The organism is Mesorhizobium sp. M1D.F.Ca.ET.043.01.1.1 (assembly GCF_003952385.1).
In the GTDB taxonomy this organism is placed as follows: domain Bacteria; phylum Pseudomonadota; class Alphaproteobacteria; order Rhizobiales; family Rhizobiaceae; genus Mesorhizobium.
Genome location: NZ_CP034444.1, coordinates 4,427,765 through 4,445,352, shown reverse-complemented (window position 1 = coordinate 4,445,352; position 17,588 = coordinate 4,427,765). Strand labels below are relative to the sequence as shown.

Below are 17,588 nucleotides of genomic sequence, written 5' to 3'. Positions count from 1 at the left end.
GTTTCAGCCCGGGATATGTCCCGAAGAAGTCAGTGCTAGTCTCCTCCTCCCACCAGGATGTGGACGTAGCCGTCCGCCACCTTGGTTTCGTAAGTCTTCAGCCGCTCGGTGACCGGCGGCGAAAGCGGCATGCCGGTCGGGATATGGAACAGTCCCTGATGCAGCGGGCATTCAATCGTCTGGCCATCGATGTAGCCCTCGGAAAGAAATGCGTGTGCATGGGTGCAGACGCCGGCCGTCGCGTAAAATCTGCCGCCGAGATTGAAGATTGCGATGCACGCCCCGGCGTGCTCTACGCGCGTGGCGTCGCCGACGGGCAGGCTGTCAACGCGGATCGCCTGTATCCATTGCATGTCCGTTGTTGTCGTTCCCGCCGCCATTCATTCCTCGCAGTCGTCATTCTGTTTCGTTTATTTTCGTTGTCTTTCCATACGCGGCCAATTCATTGTAAGAATGTCGGTATTGATGACTCCGATAAGGGGTACCGAGCGGACCGCTCGCCACAGCGACGGCGGGGAGCCCGTAGATCATCGGCGACTGGATTGCAGTTTCAGCGGGTCGCGGCACACGGAGGCGGCGCGAGCCAGGCGCCGAAGGGGCCTGTCATCATCGCGTGAGGCGAGTCGGCGCTTGCGGCACAGTCGCAGCCGAGCTGCGAAATCGATCCCCGTTAACAGAGGCGAGCGGCGCGTTGGGGCCGAAACCTGACCACTGCGCCGGGAGTTCGGCTATTTTAGCGCAGCCGCGACACGCAGCGTTTTCGCCGCCAAGGTCTGCTTTCAGGAACTTGCGAAGTCGATCTCCACGACCGAGATCGGCGCAAAGCTGCCATCAACTCGCGCTACGTCCGGTGGAATGTGGCACTGTGCTAATCCTTGCCGCTATCAGTTCATCAAGGATGCGTCTGGCCGGGAGCGCGGGCCAGGCAGAAGTGCGGGGCTCCGGTTCGTTCTCTCGCGAACGCCCCGCTTCGAGTATCCGACGTGAAATGGCCTCCTGCTGATGACGCAGGTGATCACTCAGCAGCTTGTTGCGTGTGATGTATCCTGCATTAACGCCCGGGATCGAGTGGTTCATCAAAAGGTGAACGTCCAGTTCCGCAATGCCGGTGGCTTGGGCGACTGTGCGGAAAGTCTGCCGCAGGTCATTGCCCCATTTCGACAGGTCGTCGCGTTTCTCCTTGTGCTCGGCCATGTGACCGCTTCCGCTGTCGGCCGGGAAGAGCCAGTCGCGCGATTGCTCTTCATAGAGGGCTCGGCCAATGCGTATCACGCGAACCAGACAGCGGATCATGGCGTTCGAGAGCGGTATGTCAAAAGCCTTGACCTCACCACCCTTCGGCCTGGGTATGTGCAGGACACGCGCGCGAAAATCGACATGCTCGACCCGTGCCTTCCTGATCGCTTCAGGGCGATGGCCTGAGAGAAGCATGAACAGATGGAACTCCCGCCGGATGGGGTTCTTCAATGCCGCGAGTTGGGTGAACCATCCTTCCAAGTCTGACAGTCCAAGCGCGGAGTTGCGGCGGTGTTCGGCATTCCAGTCTATTGCTGAGACTGGGTTGTCCGCGGGCAGTGTGCGAGCGGCCTTGCGAGCATGATTGTAGACGGCGCGCAATGTTCGCATGCAGCCATTGGCGATGTAGGCGCCGTTTTCCTTGGTCAGCTTTTCATGCCGTGCCGTCACCAAGGAAGGATCGTTGCCCAGTTTGGCAAGCGGCTCATCGAGCCAGTCGACCAGCAGCCGCTCGACGTGGTCGCGATAGTTGTTGATCGTCCCATCGCTCCTGCCCTTCTTCTTCATGTGCCCGTCACGATAGCGTTCCCAGGCAATGCGCAGCGTGGGGGCACCGATCGATGGCAGATCCAAGGTGGCCGCATCGGCCTCCGGCTCTTGCCTCGATGGGCGAGGATCAACCCCGCTGGCGATCTTTCCCAGAATGTCCCTGGCCTTCGCCCGCGCTTTGCGTGTCGTAAGGTCTCCGACTTCGGCAACCTTCATGCGGACGGACAGCCGCTGCCCAGCCTTCCTCCGCTCACCTTGGACAACGAATGTCTTTCGCCGTTTGCCCACAAGCACCATGAAGCCCGGCAGATCGGTGTCCCGGGCAAAATATTGGCCTGACGTCGCCAACTCGAGGCTCGCGACTGTGCGGTCGTTGAGGGAGATTCGAAGGTCAGTCATGGCAGCTAGTACGGCATTAGTACGGCGATTGCGCTGAATTCGATCTGTTGGTATGTCTACGCTACGATAGCCACGAAGCACGAAAAATGCAACAAGTTGAATGCATTATGGGGAGTTCGATCGCACAATGACGTGCATCGAGAAACAACAGGATAGGCCATCGGACAAATTCCTAATCTGTAGGTCACAGGTTCGATTCCTGTCGGGATCACCATGCTAGCGTTTTGAGACTAGAGTCCAGCCCGACGCCCACCGCCACGTCCCCTACACACACCATCGCCACCTTTGCTCCGCGGCTGTCGCGTTGCCAGCATGTCCACGACAAGCCCTCGTCTGTGATCACCGCAATGTCTGTTGCGGCCAGCCGGGCAGTTCCGCCTTCGTGCAGCACTAGCCTCAAGCTGCCACTGCCGCAAAGGCCTGTTGTTTGACGCTGTGTGACAGCCTGTCTCGAACTGTGTCGGAACCAAAAACGCCCGCCAATTGTTCCTGGTGCCCGAAGTTCACCCCGCCGCGCACTAAGGCTGTCCAATGATCCCGAATCCAAGATTTGACATGGCGGCCGCGAAGGCCAGCGATCTGCACCCACAGGCCAAGGTCGCCTTGACCTATCAGGCATTGGTTCTCCTCGGCCGGATTGATGAATCTATCGCCAGGATCGAGCGGGCGCTCGGCGAGTTGGCCGAGGCGAACCGGGGGACGAGCGCGTAAACGCACCATCATCAGTCGCGTCGTTCTGGCCACCCAAGCCCGCCGAGGATCCAGACGCTGGTGCGATGGCGGTCACCGGTCCGATTCCCAGTCGGGCTCACCAATTTTATATCGTCGATGCCTAGAGCAATTCCAGGAAAAGTGTGTAACGGTTTTCCGTCGGGAATTGCGTAAAAACAAATACTTAGGGCGGTTCGGCGATTCTATGAATCGCTGAAACGCTCTAGCTTGCCGGCAAGGTATTAACCCGGGCTGCCCGCCGCCGGATTGGCGATGGCGGCCGCCCGGAAGCGGGCGACGAAATCGTCGAGTGCCTGCCGTTCGGCGTCCGAGATCGCCCAGTAGGAGAAGGCGCCGTCGGTCCAGTGGACCAGCAGGAACCCGCCCGCCGAGAGATCGTCCGCCACCGGCACCGATTTGGCCTCGTTCTGCCGCGGCGCCGCCACCAGCGTGATGAGATGCTCGTGGTGGCGGTAAACCAGCGCCGGCACCGGCCTGTCGCCGATGACCTCGACGCGGCCGCCTAGCAGCGCGTAGCCGTCCTTGGCCATGTCTGGCGCCGGCGGCGACACGCCGATCCGGCCGTCGAGCCACGGCTTCACCGTGTGCCGGTCGGACGAGACGATGTCGACCGGGCTCGCCGCGAGCAGGCTGCGGCGATGGCCGTTGGCGACGGCGACCGCGAAACTGTCCGGCGTATTCTCCACCATCAGCCACTGCGTCGCGCCGCTGGCGAGAAACGCCGTCAGCACGATCGAAGCCGCCATCTGGCGCCAGTCGAAAGCGTTGAACCAGCGTGCCGAAGCGCGCGGCCGCATCTCGATGACCTTGTCCTGCTGTTGCGGCTGCGCCGTCACGGCGCCGGCCTGCGCTGCCTCGGCTTCGTCGGAACCTTTCGCCTCGGCGATGGCCGCGATGCGCGCCAGGAAGTCGTCGCTGACCGCCGGCCGCGGCACGCCGGCGACAGCCGTGCGCAGCGCGAGGAGGCGCGCATGTTCGGCGGCAAGCTCCGGATCGGCGGCGATGCGGCGCTCGACGGCAAGCGCCGCCGCTGCATCGAGCTCGCCATCGACAAGTGCATGGATCATCAGCTTCATATCCTGCGGGTCTTCCGGCAATCCGTCCTCACGCGGGCCATTCTCACGCGGGCTCATGGGCGACCTCCAAGTTCCGTCATCAGCAGGCTGCGGGCCCGCGCCAGCCGCGACATCACCGTGCCTTGCGGCACGCCGAGCATCGCCGCGATCTCGCGATAGCTGAGGCCGTTCATGTCGCGCAGCACCAGCGTTTCGCGAAACGCGTCCGGCAGCCTCGCGATCGCTGCTTCCACCGCCGCCGAGTTGGCCTTGGCGATCAGCGCCGCCTCCGGGCTGTCCGCGTCCTTGTCAGGTGGCGGCGACACGTCATCGAGATCGGCGAGGTCGCCAACGGCGACCACGCTGCGCGGACGGTTGCGCGCCAGCCAGGTGTAGGAGGCGTTGCGCACGATGGTGAGCAGCCAGGCGCGCGGATTGCCGCCGGCAAAACCGGCAATACCGGCATGCGCCTTGAGACAGGCCTCCTGCACGACATCCTCGGCGTCGGCGGCGTTGCCGGTCAGCCAGCGGGCGAGCGACAGCGCGTCGCCGAGATGCGGCAGCACCACTTCGGCAAAACGCGCGGCCAGCATTCTTTCGCTCAACACAGTCCCACCGTCAGGCGCCTCCGCCTGGGCTTTGCGGCCACCTTCAGCGGGCGGCAGCGATCCGTCCCTGCTCCTGCGGGTGAAGATCGCGATTGCAGGCGAAGGCGCCTGCTTCGGGGGAGGTGAAGGCATAGGTGTCACCGGAGTCAAGCGCCTCAGAGCGGAACGTCGCATCGCTGACCGCGAAGAGAATGCCGCCGTCATTGTCGTGGATCACTTTTGTTGCGGCTCGCACGGTCGCGGCCGGCGGAGGAACGACGATGGCTGGAGCGCCCTGCTCCAGCCCATGTGCGCCAAAGGCGGGCGCCCGCGGGCTGCCTCTCGGCGTTCTCAACGGCATCGTAGGTCATCTCGGTCTCCAGCACGCGGTGAACGGCGCATGCCCGAAAGACCGGCATTTCCGATGGTTTATTCCCGGATGGCCGGCTTTTTTTCGATCACGCTGACGTGATCGATGTCGCCAAGGCTACCCGGAGATCCGGCAACCCCGGCCTTGCCGAACGGTTCGAACGGCAGGGCGCGGTCGTTCCGGGCGGTCAGCACGGACAGCCGCGATCAGATGCGCTGGCCGGTCTTGGCGTCGAACAGATGCGCCGAGGCGCGGTCGACCTCGATCCGCACGGCCTCGCCTTGCTTCAACGCAAGCCGCTCGCGGAAAAGGCAGGAGATCACCTCCCCGCCGCAGTCGACCGTGGCGAAGATCTCCGAACCGGTCGCCTCCATCAGCGTGACGGTGCCGGAAAGACCCTGGCCGGACGCCCGGATGTGTTCGGGACGAATGCCGTAGACGAGTTCCCTTCCCGCGGCCTCGGTTGGCTGGATGCCTTCCGGCAGCGGCAGCGTCAGCCCGCCGGCGCTGCGGAAGATCCCTTCCTCGATACGGCCGCGGATGAAGTTCATGGCGGGCGAGCCGATGAAGCCGGCGACGAACAGATTGGCCGGGCGGTCATAGAGATCGAGCGGCGCGCCGATCTGCTCGACAAGCCCGTCATGCAGCACGACGATCTTGTCGGCCATGGTCATGGCCTCGATCTGGTCGTGCGTGACATAGATGGTGGTGGTGCCGAGCCGCTGATGCAGCGCCTTGATCTCGCCGCGCATCTGGACGCGCAGTTTGGCGTCGAGATTGGAGAGCGGCTCGTCGAACAGGAAGACCTGCGGATCGCGCACGATGGCGCGGCCCATGGCGACGCGCTGGCGCTGACCGCCGGAGAGCTGACGCGGATAGCGGTCGAGCAGCTTTTCGAGGCCGAGGATGCTCGCCGCCCGCTTGACCCGGCTCGCCGTGTCGGCCGGATCGGCTTTCTTGATCATCAGCGCGAAGCCCATATTGTCGGCCACCGTCATATGCGGGTAGAGCGCGTAGTTCTGGAACACCATGGCGATATTGCGGTCGCGCGCCCTGAGATTGTTCACGGTTCGCTCGCCGATCGCGATCTTGCCGGCCGAGATCGTTTCCAGCCCCGCGATCATGCGCAGCAGGGTCGACTTCCCGCAGCCCGAAGGTCCGACAAGGATGACGAACTCGCCATCGGCGATATCGACGCTGACGTCGTGGATGATCTTGGCGTTGCCGAAGGCCTTCTGCACGTTGTTGATGGTTACCGATGCCATTGCGTGTCTCCAAAAAGTGGCGGCGGATCAGGCGCTCAGCCGCCCTTGACCGCGCCGGCGGTCAGCCCGGCGACGATCTGCCGTTGCGCGAACATGGTCAGCACCAGCACCGGCAGCGTCACCACCAGCGCCGCCGCGGCGAGCGGCCCCCAGCTCACCTGCTCGTAGGACAGCATGTTGTAGACGGCGACCGGCAAGGTCCGCGTCTCGCGGCTGGCGAGCACAACGCCGAAGACGAAGTTGTTCCACGAGAAGATGATCGACAGGATGAAGGCCACGACGATGCCAGGCTTGGCGATCGGCAGCGCCACCAGCCGGAACACCTGCCAGGACGAGGCGCCGTCGATATTGGCCGCCTCTTCCAGTTCCATCGGCGTCGTCTCGAAATAGCCGATCATCACCCAGACCACGATCGGCACCGTCACAACCAGATGGATGATGATCTGCGGCCAGAGCGTGCCGAGGATCCCCAACCACTGGAACAACAGGAACAGCGGGATGAGATAGGAGAGCCCCGGCGTCATGCGCGCGATCATGATGACGATCGCCGAGCGCTCCGCCTTGAGCCGGGCGATGCCGTAGCCAGCCGGCACGCCGATCAAGAGAGCGAGCAGGGTTGCCGTGCCGGTCACCAGAACCGAATTCCACATATAGAGCAGGAAATTGTTCTCCTCGAACACCTTCGCATAGTTCGACCAGGCGAAGCGCTCAGGGATCAGGATCGGCGGGTAGGCGCCGTTGTCGATCTCGAACTTCAGCGAAAGCGACACCATCCAGAGGAAGAACAGGATCGCCGGCGAGACCAGCACCAGCGCCGCGAAGAACAGGCCTATCTTGTTGAGCAGCCGCGAGCCCATCTATTTGCCCTCCGCGTCGATCCATTGCGAGCGCTGGCGCAGCATCAACAGGATGAAGGACAGCGCCACGATGACGATGAAGAAGACCACGGCCATGGCCGAGCCGTATCCCATGTCGTAGTAGGAGAAGGCGGTGTTGTAGAGGTAGATGTTGATCGTCTCTGAGGCGGTGCCCGGCCCGCCCTGGGTCATCGCGTAGATGATGTCGAAGCTCTTCAACGCATCGATCGTGCGGATGATCACCGCGATCATCAGGAACGGCGCGATCATCGGTAAGGTGAGATAGCGGAACTGCTGCCAGGCGTTGGCGCCGTCGATCTCGGCGCTCTCGAACGGCTCGCGCGGCACGGATGCCAGCCCGCCAAGCACGATCAGCATCACCAGCGGCGTCCACTGCCAGGTCTCGACCGCGACCAGCGAAGGAATGACCGTGTTGGGGTTGAAGATCCACTCCTGCGCCGGAATGCCGACCAGCGACAAAAGGTAATTCAGCACGCCGAGCTGCGGGTGGAACATCATCGTCCAGACCAGCGCCACTGCAACCGGTGTGGCCATCATCGGCATCACGAAAAGTCCGCGCAGCAGACCGCGCAACGGAAATTTCGCGTCGAAGATCAAGGCGGCGACGGTGCCCAGGAACATTGGCGCGACGACCGACAGGAAGGTGTAGATCAAGGTATGCCAGAGCGATTCCCAGAAGCGCGGATCGGTCGCCAGGCGCAGATAGTTTTCCATGCCGGCAAAGCTTCGCGACTGGCCGAGCGTCCAGCTGTTGACGCTCATCCACAGCGTGAAGGCCCAGGGAAAGACAATCACGGCGCCGACGACGACGAGCGCCGGGACGACGAAAGGCCAGTAGTTGGGAGCCAGCCGAAGCGGCTGGCTCTCTTCGATGGCTTGCGTCGTCACCCCCGTGCGTTCTGGGGCGATGGCGGACATCAGCCTTGCTCGCTCCTGTCGAGAACCGGCTGGAATTGCTCCGTGGCCTTCTTCAGCTCGTCCGCCGGGTCGGCACCGGCAATCATGTTGGTCAGCGCAACGCCATAAATGTCGCGGAACTCGGTGACCGGGATGATGACCGGCAGCGCCAGCCGGCTGATGTTGCCGGAGCCGACCACGGCATCCAGCCAGCTCGGCGGCATGGTGACGCCCTCGCGCACCTTGGGGTCTTCCAGCACGGACTTGCGGAACGGCACGCCGGCGCCGGCCTGCAGCAGCCGCGCGCCCATGGCAGGCGATACCGCCCACTGGCAGAACAGATAGGCCGCTTCCTTCTTCGTGCTGGCGGAAACCACGCCGATGCCGTCGCCGAAAGTGCCCGCGGCATGCGCCTTGGGACCCTTGGGCACAACGCCGTAGCCGACCTTGCCGACCACCCGCGACTTCTCCGGATTTTCCATGGGCGGCGCGAAGCCCACGCCGTCGAACCACATGCCGATCTTGCCCTGCAGGAAGGCGGACTGCGCCTCGGCCCAGTTAAAGCCGGCGACGCCCGGAGGCGCAGCCTTGGTCATCAGCCGCTGATAGAGGCTGGCGGCTTCGATTGCTTCCGGCGAAGTGGTGCGCAGCTTGCCGTCGCTGCCGAGCGGCGTCATGTCGTAGCCGAGCATCAGCGACGTCCAGACCGGCGTGTTGGCGTTCTTGAGACCGCGTGCGACGAAGCCGAAGGTGTTGCTGGACGGATCCGTCAGCGCTTCGGCGGCAGCCACCAGCTGCTCGAAGGTTTCGGGATATTTCAGCCCCTTGGCGTCGAACAGCTCCTTGTTCCAGTAGAGGATCCAGTAGTCGACGGAGAACGGCAGTGAGCGCAGCACGCCCTGGCTGTCCTTGGCGAACTGAATGCCGGCCTCGGCGAAGTCGCTTTCGACCAGCCCCGGATCGGTGAGGCCCGGATCGGCAAGATACCCGGAAATGTCGGCCAGCCAGCCGCCCTTCTCGAACTGTCGCTTCTGCACGTGGTAGCTGAGATGCACCACGTCGAAGCTCGGCTTGCCGGAGCTGAGCTCGATCACCGTCTTCTGGCGCTGCTGCTGTTCGGGTGTCGCCTCCGCATTGACCTTGATGCCGGTCAGTTCCTCGAACTCGGCGAGGTTCTTCAGAATGTTCTCGCTGCGCGGGCTCTTGACCAGATTGACGTCGAGCGTCGTGCCGGAAAAGCGCTTCCAGTCGACGCCCGCGGCGAAACTCGGACGAAGACCGGCGAAACCTGCGGCGGCCAGTGCAGCGGTTCCCCGGAGCAACTGCCTCCTGGTTGGATTGAACGGATTGGACGACATCTCTTCCTCCCGGTTGTTGTCGTTGTCGATTGCGCCGCGACGATTGCGACGCGGTCCTGCTTCCTCAAATCTGCAGCGCCAGCCGGCGCGCATTGTCGATGTGCTGGCTGATCGCCTCGACCGCCTTCTGCGGATCGCGTTTCTCCAGCGCATCGATCACCGCCAGATGCTCGCGCATGACCGGCACGACGCGACCGTCGATACGGAACCGCTCCTGGTGGATCAGCCGGATCTTCACCGAATTCACCAGATAGGCCTTGGCGATGATCTCGTTGCCCAGCGCGCTGATGAACGTGTCATGCATGGCCCAGTCGATGCTCTGCGCCTGGGCTTCCATTTCCGGCGTCGGGGTTTGCGCCAGCGCCTGGGCGAGCATGTCCTCGTGCTCGCGCTTGAGCTGCGCAATCTCGGCGTCGGAAGCGTTGACGGCAAAGAGCGCAACTGCCTCACGCTCCATGAACAGGCGGAACTGGAAAGCCTCGCGGATCAGGCTGATGTCGATATGCGCGATCTGCATGCCACGCTGCGGTATGGTGGTCAGCAGCCCCTCGGCCTCGAGCCGCGGCACGATCTCGCGGATGGCGCCGAGCGGCAGGCCGGTGAAGGCGACCAGCTCGCGCTGGGACACGAACTGGCCGGGTCTCAGGTCGCGGGCCAAAAGATGCCGCGTGAAGCTGGCATAGGCCTTTTCCCTCAGAGTTGCCGGTTCGCTCGTATCGTCCATGCCGATCCCGCGTCCTTTGCCGTTCAGGCCGCTTGCGTCGCGAACAGCCGGTCGTAAGCGGCGCCAAGCTGCTGCCGCTCCTGCAATGCCATCGGCTCGAGCGGCGGCCGAACCGTCAGCCAGCGCTCGTCGCCGGTCTGTCGCGCCACCATGGCCTTCACCGCCGGAATGACCGGACGCCTGAGCAGCTCGAGGACGAAGCCCTCCACACGGGGATCGTCGCGCCCGCTCTCCACAATGGCGCGAAGCTCGCGACCGGCGAAATTGGCCATGCCGGAAATCGCGCCTTGACCGCCGATCCGCACCGCGGGCGCCAGATGCCGTTCGTCGCCGATCAGGATGATCAGGTCGCCATGCGCCTTGAGCAGCGCTTCGCTGTAGGCCCAATCGCCGCCGGAATCCTTGACCCCGGCGATGACGTCCGGATACGCCTTGCGCAGGCGGCCGATCAGGTCGAGCGACAGCTGCACTGTCGTGACCGAGGGGATGTTGTAGAGCAGCATGCCGCGGGCGAGCGGACCGAGCGCCGTGAATACGGCGGCAAACCAGCCGAACAGCCCGTCGTCGCCGACATTCTTGAAGTAGCTCGGCGGCGCCAGCAGGATGTTGCGTGCGCCGCGCTGCAAGGCCTGGCGGCACTGCGCCGCAGCGTCTTCCGCCGCATCGACCAGCACGCCGGCAACGAGCTGATCGGCCTGAATGCCTGCAGCAAGCATGGCATTGATGACCGCCTGCCGCTCCGCCGTGCCGACCGAAGCACCTTCACCAGTGGTGCCGAACAGCGTCACGCTGCTGCAACCTGCTTCGAGACAAGCCTTGGCATGGGCTGTCATGAGCGGGACGGCAATCCGCCCGGCGGCATCAAAGGGAGTTGTGAGCGCAACCGACAGACCAAAGCGCGAAGCCACCTGCAAAGTCTCCAATTCATCAATCTGCAGGCAGCATTACCACACTAACATGTTAGCTGTAAACCAGTCCGTTGATCACGCCGGCGGCGGCCGGAAATAAATTCACAATGCCTGTAGAGCCAATCCCGCCAATGCCGATGCCGCCAGCGTCGGCAGCATCCCGACCTTCAGCCTGAGCATAGCGATCATCGCCGCCGCCGACAGCAGCGCGGCCCGCCAGTCGAGCGAGGAAAAAACAGGAACCTCGACGCCCCAGCCGACGCTCACGACCTTGCCGAAGACGACATGCAGCGCGAACCACAGCGCCAGGTTCATGATGACGCCGACGACGGCAGCCGTGATCGCGCCGAGCGCCGCCGACAGCGCCTTGTTCTGCCGCAACTGCTCGATGTAGGGCGCGCCCAGGAATATCCAGAAGAAGCAGGGCACGAAGGTGGCCCAGAGCGTCAGCGCCGCCCCCAGCGATCCCGCAAGCAATGGGCTGACCGCCCCCGCATGGCGATAGGCGGCGGCGAAGCCGACGAATTGCAGTACCAGGATCAGCGGCCCGGGCGTCGTTTCGGCGAGCCCCAGCCCGTCGACCATCTGGCCGGGTGAAAGCCAGCCGAACGAGGTAACCGCCGCTTGCGCGACATAGGCCAGAACCGCATAGGCGCCGCCGAAGGTGACGACGGCCATCAGGCTGAAGAAGCCGCCGATCTGCGCCCACACGCTTCCCGGCCCTGCCAGCGCGGCGATCAGCGCCACCGGCCCTAGCCACAGCGGCAGCCATATCGCGATGGTGCGGGCCGCATGCCACCTGGCAGGCACGGTGTGGCCGAGCTCGCCGCGCTCGAACATTAGATCGACCACGCCGCGACTGTCGGCAGCGGCGCTGCCCTTGCCGTGCGCCGCGCCCGAAAACAGGCTCGGCGTGAAGCGGCTGCCGATCCAGCCGATCAGGCCTGCCGCGAGCACGATCAGTGGGAACGGCAGCCTGGCGACATAGATGGCCAGGAAGGCCGCCACAGCGATCGCCACCATGACCCGGTTCTTCAGCGCCCGCTTGCCGATGCGGATCACCGCTTCGACGACGACGGCGAGCACCGCTGCCTTGATGCCGAAGAACAACGCCTCGATGACCGGCGCGTCATTGTAGAGCATGTAGAAACTGCTCAAGCCGAGCATGACCAGCGCACCGGGCAGCACGAACAATGTTCCGGCGACGAGGCCGCCGGCCGTCCGGTGCAGCAGCCAGCCGATATAGACGGCAAGCTGCTGCGCCTCGGGTCCCGGCAACAACATGCAGTAGTTGAGCGCATGCAGGAAGCGCTCCTCGCCGATCCAGCGGCGCTCCTCGACCAGCTCCTTGTGCATCAGGGCGATCTGCCCGGCCGGCCCGCCGAAGGAGAGCAGGCCGATCTTCGCCCAGAGCCGCGTCGCCTCGCGAAAGGTCGGCATGGCCGGGCCCTCGGCCGGCGGCGCGGCGCCGTCCTTGGCAAGCACGGTCACGGCGCCTTTCCCCCTGCCGGCCAGTTGTGCGTCTCGTCCGTGGCGTCGCGGCACCAGCGGAAGAAGGCGTCATAAAGGAGCATGCCGGCTTCGAGCTGCTCGAGGTCGTCGCGGAACATGCGCGACAGGCCGAGCGAGGCGGCGAGGAACCCGGCCGCCTGCGGAACGAGGTCGAGGCGCGCCGTGTCCGCCCCGCGCACGATCAGCGCCAGTCGATCGAGCGCCTCGGTGCTTAGGCCGAATTCCTCGATCATCGTGTCGAAGGTGCAGCGGTCGCCGCGATGGCTCCAGAACACGCCTTCGATGTCGAAGGGGACCGCGGTGAAGCGGTCGGCCACCAGAGGCACCTCGGCCGGGTCGACGAACAGGAACACCGCCTCGGGATCGACGAAGCGGCGGATCAACCAGGGGCAGGCGATGCGGTCGACCTTCGGCCGGGAACGGGTGACCCAGACCGTGCGGCCTTTCTCGTCGCGGGCCGGGATGGCGCTGGCTCTGACCAGTGGCGCCTTGGCCTCGGCCCACGCCTCGAAGCCGCCTTCGAGCGACTCCGCCGCAATGCCTTCGTGGCGCAGCCATGCCGCCACGCCTTGCGAAAGCTTCTGCCCTTTCTGGCAGATGACGGCGATTTTCGATCCGGAGAACGCGGCCGCCCAGGTCGAGACGGTTCTGAAATCGCGCCGGTAAGAAGCCGGCAGCAGGCGCGGATCGGCTTGGTAGTCGTCGTCAATGCGTACATCGATGAGAACCGGCGCGTCCGGCAGGCCGACGAGGCGGGCGAGCTGCGGAACGGTGATTGCGGTTGTTGACGGCATGCGTCCACCTCCTGAACAAAGAGAGTCTGGACGCGATCGTTGGGCTGACGCCTCACGGGGTCGTCGCGGGGAACCCCTTGCGGGAATGCTGGAACGCTCGCCTGCGATTGTCAAGAATCCAATTGCCGGGAAGGCGTTCCCGCCCGCCTTCCTTTCCGCGAGCGCTGTTTCGGCTACTGCGCCGTCCAGCCGCCATCCATCGGCAGGGTCGTGCCGGTCATCTGCTTGGCGGCGTCCGAGCAGAGGAAGAGCGTCAGCGCCGCGAGTTCCTCGACGCTGACGAACTCCTTGGTCGGCTGCGCGGCCAACAGCACGTCGTGCTTGACCTGCTCCTCGGTCATGCCGCGCGCCTTCATCGTGTCGGGGATCTGCTTCTCCACGAGCGGCGTCCAGACATAGCCGGGCGCGATGGCGTTGACGGTGATGCCATCCTGCGCCACTTCCAGCGCCACTGTCTTGGTCAGGCCGGCAATGCCGTGCTTGGCCGAGACATAAGCCGACTTGAACGGCGAGGCGACCAGCGCGTGCGCCGACGCCGTGTTGATGATGCGGCCCCATTTGCGGCTCTTCATGCCGGGCAGCACGGCCTTGATGGCATAGAAGGCGGCAAGCAGGTTGATGCGGATGATCGCCTCCCACTTGTCGTCGGGAAACTCGTCGATCGGCGCGACATGCTGGATGCCGGCATTGTTGACCAGGATGTCGAGGCTGCCGAACGCCTCTTCGGCCTCGCGGATCATGGCGGTCACCGCCGCGCCGTCCATCATGTTGGCGTCCGAGTAGCGGCATTTGACGCCGAAGTCGTTCTCGATGCCGGCACGTTCCTTTTCGATCGCCGCGGCATCGCCCAGGCCGTTGATGGTGACGTTGGCGCCCTCGGCGGCAAAGGCGCGGGCGATTGCCAGCCCGATGCCGCTGGTCGAGCCGGTGACGAGCGCATTCTTCGAAGACAGGGAGCCCATGGGAAATCTCGCGACAGGTGAGTGGAACTGCGAAGGCACATAGTTTGTGCGCCGCAACATAACAATGTCATGACCATATGTCGTTGCGATTACAATGTTGTGATGCACTCCGGGAGCCGAGAAGCTGGCGGGCGAGAGGGTGACATGGCACTGTCATGGTGCCGTGCAACATAATCCTCCTGCGCGTCTCGCGTGTGTCATTCCTGAGCCGATGGGTGAATAGCTTGGAAATCGCCGATGTCGTGAAGCGCGCCTATGCCATGCCGCTCACCAACCCATCCTTCCCGCCCGGCCCGTACCGCTTCTTCGACCGCGAATACATCATCATCACCTACCGCACGACACGCGAGGCGCTGGAAGCGGTGGTGCCGAAGCCGCTCGAGATCGACGAGCCGCTGGTCAAGTATGAGTTCATCCGCATGCCGGATTCGACCGGTTTCGGCGACTACACCGAGACCGGCCAGGTGATCCCCGTGCGCTTCGGTGGCCAGCATGGCGGCTACGTCCATTCCATGTATCTCGACGACGACGCACCGATCGCCGGCGGCCGCGAGCTCTGGGGTTTCCCGAAGAAGCTCGCCAGCCCCAAGATCGTGCATGAGGGCGAGGTGGTGGTGGGCACGCTGCACTATGGCAGCGTTCTGTGCGCCACCGGCACCATGGGCTACAAGCACCGCGAAGCCGACCATGATTCCGTGCTCGCCTCGCTCGCCGCGCCCAACTTCCTCATCAAGATCATCCCGCATGTCGACCGCAGCCCGCGCATCTGCGAGCTGGTACGCTACTACCTGACCGACGTGACGCTGAAGGAAGCCTGGACGGCGCCAGCCGCGCTCGACCTTCGGCCGCATGTCATAGCCGATGTGGCGAAGCTGCCGGTGCTCGAGGTGGTGTCGGCCGTCCACTTCACCGCCGACCTGACGCTTGGGCTCGGCGAAGTCGTCCACGACTATCTCGCTGAACAGTCGGCCGCCAGTGCAATCCAGCCGGAGAAGGCTCGTGCTTGAACGCACCCGAAACAAGGCTATCGCCGCCACCATCCAGGAAATCTCGCAGCAATATGACCGCGTCGCTCTGGTCTTCCAGGGCGGCGGCGCGCTGGGCGCCTATCAGGCCGGCGTCTACCAGGCGCTTTCCGACGCCGGCTGCGAGCCGACCTGGCTGTCCGGCGTTTCGATCGGCGCGATCAACGCCTCAATCATCGCCGGCAACGAGCCGAGCCGGCGGCTGCAGCGTCTCGAGCAGTTCTGGCAGACGGTCTCCGGTCGCAAGATCTGGACCTACACGCCCGAAGGCGACGTCTACCGCGACATCCGCAACCGCACCTCGTCATGGATGACGATGACCATGGGTCAGCCCGGCTTCTTCAAGCCGCGCAGTCCCAACCCATGGTTCCAGCCGCCGGGCGCGGATGGCGCGACCAGCTTCTACGACACCGCCGAGCTGAAGGAGACGCTGGAGAGCCTGATCGATTTCGATGTGCTGAACGACGGCAGGAAAAGGCTGAGCGTCGGCGCGGTCAATGTCAGGACCGGCAACTTCGTCTATTTCGACACCGACAAGGTGCGCATCGGGCCGGAGCACATCATGGCGAGCGGCGCGCTGCCGCCGGCCTTCCCGTCGATCCGCATCGAGGGCGAGTATTACTGGGACGGCGGCATCGTCTCCAACACACCGCTGCAGTACTTGCTCGACCAGGAAGAGGACCGTTCCTCGCTGGTGTTCCAGGTCGATCTTTTCAGCGCCCGCGGCGCGCTGCCGCGCGGCATGGCCGAGGTGCTGTCGCGCCACAAGGATATCATGTACTCGAGCCGCACGCGCCAGAACACCGACAATTTCCAGCGCATCCATGCGCTGAAGATGAAGCTGCTCGATGCCCTCAAGCGCGTTCCACCGGAACTGCTGAAGGAGGGCGAGAGGGAGCTGATCGCCGACTATTCCGACGCCGGCGTGGTCAACATCGTCCACCTGATCTACCAGCACAAAGGCTATGAGGGCCACGCCAAGGACTATGAGTTCTCGGGCACCTCGATGCGCGAGCACTGGGAGATGGGCCTCGAGGACACCGAGCGCACGCTGCGCCACAAGCAGTGGCTGATGCTGCCGACCAATGTCGAAGGCGTCGCCATCCACGACCTGCATCGGGAAGATCCGACCTGATATTGTCGAAGGCAGGTTTTGCGCGCGGAAGGAACCCTTCCCCGGCTTCGGTGAGCCCGACGCTGGGCGTCGGGTGTGCATCGCGCGTTGGCCCGACGCGCCTCATAAAGGCGCACCGCCGACTTATCCGACAAGAGACACCCTGAGTTCTGCGGCGCCTCGGCGAAAACCGCGGTGCAGGGCAACGCCTGGTAACGCCTTCGAACTGTGAAGTTCTGCTTGATAGCCCATCAACATTACCGCGAATAGGCGCTTGCGGAAAGCTGGCGTACATCCGGGCGAAAGCAAATGCGCCAGGCTCGATGGAGTGCCGCCGATGACCGCCGAAGCTGTTCCCTCTGCTATCGTTCCGTCGCATGATCCCTGGCGCAGCCTGCTCTGGTTTGCGCCGCTCACGGCGCTATGGCTACTGCTGATCTACAGTTGGCCGGCGATACCGGACAGCGGCATTCCGACCACGGCTCACCAACTCGCCGCCCACGGGCTCGTCGCACTGGGATTGTGGCTCGGCCTCGAACACACGAGCTTGACGCTGGGTCAACGCCGCGCGACCTGGCTGGCAATCATGATCCCGGACACCCTGTGGCTCGCCGTCGCCTGGAGCGCCGCTATCAACGGCGTCTTCCACCCGGACGCCGCGTCTTTTCCGGTGTTGCCATCGGCGATCTTCTTGCCGGTGGTGATCGGCGCGCCCCTGCTGCTGTTCTCAAAACGGATTGGGCAGGTGCTCGATGCGATACCAGCGAACTGGCTCGTCACGCTTCAGCTCTACCGCATATTCGGCAGTTGGGCGATCGCGGCCTGGCTGCATGGTGGGCTGCCCGGCGTCTTCGCAGCGCCGGCAGGCATCGGCGACATGCTGACCGGACTGCTCGCGTTGCCGGTGGCGATCGCCGTGGCGACCGGCACAGCCGGGGGCCGAAGGGCGGCAACTTTCTGGAATTTCATCGGACTGGCCGACTTCGCAGTCGCGATCACCATGGGAATGATTACCTCGCCCGGACCCTGGCAGCTGATCGTTCCGCATGTGCAGAGCATCGGTGCTGGCGATTACCCGGGTGTACTGACCCCTGCTTTCGTGGTGCCAAGCTCAATCCTGCTACATGTGTTGTCTCTGCGCCAATTGCGCCGCCGAAGCAGGGCGGATGTCTCGCGGCGATAGGCCGGCCGCCAAAAAGAAACGGCGCCGCGAACGGCGCCGC

At 64.2% G+C, this 17,588-nt stretch carries 19 protein-coding genes; 4 read left to right on the top strand and 15 right to left on the bottom strand.

Annotated features, from left to right (window positions below; all coding sequences use genetic code 11):
* Positions 1-35: 35 nt before the first annotated feature.
* A complete protein-coding gene (locus EJ067_RS21580) occupies positions 36-380 on the bottom strand; it encodes a non-heme iron oxygenase ferredoxin subunit (RefSeq protein ID WP_210211668.1) in 345 nt (114 codons plus the stop codon).
* Between the two features lie 451 nt (positions 381-831).
* Positions 832-2,184, bottom strand: coding sequence for an integrase arm-type DNA-binding domain-containing protein (locus EJ067_RS21575; RefSeq protein WP_126087267.1), 1,353 nt, complete (start codon positions 2,182-2,184; stop codon positions 832-834).
* A 555-nt stretch (positions 2,185-2,739) separates the two neighbouring features.
* On the opposite strand from EJ067_RS21575, the gene EJ067_RS34700 reads away from it, so the two are divergent.
* Positions 2,740-2,895, top strand: a complete 156-nt coding sequence (locus EJ067_RS34700) for a hypothetical protein (protein ID WP_189510058.1) — start codon at positions 2,740-2,742, stop codon at positions 2,893-2,895.
* Between the two features lie 242 nt (positions 2,896-3,137).
* Here EJ067_RS34700 and EJ067_RS21570 read toward each other — a convergent pair whose 3' ends face one another.
* The 13 genes from EJ067_RS21570 to EJ067_RS21515 form a co-directional block, all read right to left on the bottom strand.
* Entirely contained in the window at positions 3,138-4,049 is a 912-nt protein-coding gene (locus EJ067_RS21570) for an anti-sigma factor (protein WP_126087266.1), read from the bottom strand.
* The gene (locus EJ067_RS21565; RefSeq protein ID WP_245467999.1) at positions 4,046-4,576 is read right to left on the bottom strand and encodes a sigma-70 family RNA polymerase sigma factor; all 531 of its coding nucleotides are present in this window, start codon (positions 4,574-4,576) and stop codon (positions 4,046-4,048) included. Before EJ067_RS21565 ends, EJ067_RS21570 begins: the two co-directional genes overlap by 4 nt.
* A 46-nt stretch (positions 4,577-4,622) precedes the next feature.
* Positions 4,623-4,919, bottom strand: a complete 297-nt coding sequence (locus EJ067_RS21560) for a hypothetical protein (protein WP_126087265.1) — start codon at positions 4,917-4,919, stop codon at positions 4,623-4,625.
* Between the two features lie 68 nt (positions 4,920-4,987).
* On the bottom strand, positions 4,988-5,122 hold the full coding sequence (locus tag EJ067_RS35710) for a hypothetical protein (RefSeq protein WP_281058928.1): 135 nt from the start codon (positions 5,120-5,122) through the stop codon (positions 4,988-4,990).
* Between the two features lie 12 nt (positions 5,123-5,134).
* The gene (ugpC, locus tag EJ067_RS21555) at positions 5,135-6,193 is read right to left on the bottom strand and encodes a sn-glycerol-3-phosphate ABC transporter ATP-binding protein UgpC (protein WP_126087264.1); all 1,059 of its coding nucleotides are present in this window, start codon (positions 6,191-6,193) and stop codon (positions 5,135-5,137) included.
* 35 nt (positions 6,194-6,228) lie between these two features.
* On the bottom strand, positions 6,229-7,050 hold the full coding sequence (locus tag EJ067_RS21550) for a carbohydrate ABC transporter permease (protein WP_126087263.1): 822 nt from the start codon (positions 7,048-7,050) through the stop codon (positions 6,229-6,231).
* Complete coding sequence (locus EJ067_RS21545) at positions 7,051-7,989, bottom strand: sugar ABC transporter permease (protein ID WP_126087262.1); 939 nt, start codon at positions 7,987-7,989, stop codon at positions 7,051-7,053.
* Positions 7,989-9,326: an extracellular solute-binding protein gene (locus EJ067_RS21540; RefSeq protein ID WP_126087261.1), complete on the bottom strand. Its 1,338-nt coding sequence runs from the start codon at positions 9,324-9,326 to the stop codon at positions 7,989-7,991. The genes EJ067_RS21545 and EJ067_RS21540 overlap by 1 nt, the downstream gene beginning before the upstream one ends.
* Positions 9,327-9,390: 64 nt before the next feature.
* Complete coding sequence (locus EJ067_RS21535; protein WP_126087260.1) at positions 9,391-10,050, bottom strand: GntR family transcriptional regulator; 660 nt, start codon at positions 10,048-10,050, stop codon at positions 9,391-9,393.
* Between the two features lie 23 nt (positions 10,051-10,073).
* A complete protein-coding gene (locus EJ067_RS21530) occupies positions 10,074-10,958 on the bottom strand; it encodes a dihydrodipicolinate synthase family protein (protein WP_126087259.1) in 885 nt (294 codons plus the stop codon).
* Positions 10,959-11,060: 102 nt separating this feature from the next.
* A complete protein-coding gene (gene chrA / locus EJ067_RS21525) occupies positions 11,061-12,398 on the bottom strand; it encodes a chromate efflux transporter (RefSeq protein WP_126089690.1) in 1,338 nt (445 codons plus the stop codon).
* Positions 12,399-12,445: 47 nt separating this feature from the next.
* Positions 12,446-13,264, bottom strand: a complete 819-nt coding sequence (locus tag EJ067_RS21520) for a sulfurtransferase/chromate resistance protein (protein ID WP_126087258.1) — start codon at positions 13,262-13,264, stop codon at positions 12,446-12,448.
* A 173-nt stretch (positions 13,265-13,437) separates the two neighbouring features.
* Complete coding sequence (locus EJ067_RS21515; RefSeq protein WP_126087257.1) at positions 13,438-14,226, bottom strand: 3-hydroxybutyrate dehydrogenase; 789 nt, start codon at positions 14,224-14,226, stop codon at positions 13,438-13,440.
* Positions 14,227-14,450: 224 nt separating this feature from the next.
* Here EJ067_RS21515 and EJ067_RS21510 point away from each other — a divergent pair, with 224 nt between their 5' ends.
* From EJ067_RS21510 to EJ067_RS21500, 3 genes are all read left to right on the top strand, one after another.
* Positions 14,451-15,233: an acetoacetate decarboxylase gene (locus EJ067_RS21510; protein ID WP_126089689.1), complete on the top strand. Its 783-nt coding sequence runs from the start codon at positions 14,451-14,453 to the stop codon at positions 15,231-15,233.
* Complete coding sequence (locus tag EJ067_RS21505) at positions 15,226-16,386, top strand: patatin-like phospholipase family protein (protein ID WP_126087256.1); 1,161 nt, start codon at positions 15,226-15,228, stop codon at positions 16,384-16,386. The genes EJ067_RS21510 and EJ067_RS21505 overlap by 8 nt, the downstream gene beginning before the upstream one ends.
* A 316-nt stretch (positions 16,387-16,702) precedes the next feature.
* Positions 16,703-17,548, top strand: coding sequence for an MFS transporter (locus EJ067_RS21500; protein ID WP_126087255.1), 846 nt, complete (start codon positions 16,703-16,705; stop codon positions 17,546-17,548).
* Positions 17,549-17,588: the final 40 nt, after the last annotated feature.

Bases quoted from the DNA above. Each gene is read 5' to 3' on its own strand.
- EJ067_RS21580 (WP_210211668.1), bottom strand. From the start codon at position 380: ATGGCGGCGGGAACGACAACAACGGACATGCAATGGATACAGGCGATC.
- EJ067_RS21575 (WP_126087267.1), bottom strand. From the start codon at position 2,184: ATGACTGACCTTCGAATCTCCCTCAACGACCGCACAGTCGCGAGCCTC.
- EJ067_RS34700 (WP_189510058.1), top strand. From the start codon at position 2,740: ATGGCGGCCGCGAAGGCCAGCGATCTGCACCCACAGGCCAAGGTCGCC.
- EJ067_RS21570 (WP_126087266.1), bottom strand. From the start codon at position 4,049: ATGAGCCCGCGTGAGAATGGCCCGCGTGAGGACGGATTGCCGGAAGAC.
- EJ067_RS21560 (WP_126087265.1), bottom strand. From the start codon at position 4,919: ATGCCGTTGAGAACGCCGAGAGGCAGCCCGCGGGCGCCCGCCTTTGGC.
- ugpC (WP_126087264.1), bottom strand. From the start codon at position 6,193: ATGGCATCGGTAACCATCAACAACGTGCAGAAGGCCTTCGGCAACGCC.
- EJ067_RS21550 (WP_126087263.1), bottom strand. From the start codon at position 7,050: ATGGGCTCGCGGCTGCTCAACAAGATAGGCCTGTTCTTCGCGGCGCTG.
- EJ067_RS21545 (WP_126087262.1), bottom strand. From the start codon at position 7,989: ATGTCCGCCATCGCCCCAGAACGCACGGGGGTGACGACGCAAGCCATC.
- EJ067_RS21540 (WP_126087261.1), bottom strand. From the start codon at position 9,326: ATGTCGTCCAATCCGTTCAATCCAACCAGGAGGCAGTTGCTCCGGGGA.
- EJ067_RS21535 (WP_126087260.1), bottom strand. From the start codon at position 10,050: ATGGACGATACGAGCGAACCGGCAACTCTGAGGGAAAAGGCCTATGCC.
- chrA (WP_126089690.1), bottom strand. From the start codon at position 12,398: ATGCCGACCTTTCGCGAGGCGACGCGGCTCTGGGCGAAGATCGGCCTG.
- EJ067_RS21520 (WP_126087258.1), bottom strand. From the start codon at position 13,264: ATGCCGTCAACAACCGCAATCACCGTTCCGCAGCTCGCCCGCCTCGTC.
- EJ067_RS21515 (WP_126087257.1), bottom strand. From the start codon at position 14,226: ATGGGCTCCCTGTCTTCGAAGAATGCGCTCGTCACCGGCTCGACCAGC.
- EJ067_RS21500 (WP_126087255.1), top strand. From the start codon at position 16,703: ATGACCGCCGAAGCTGTTCCCTCTGCTATCGTTCCGTCGCATGATCCC.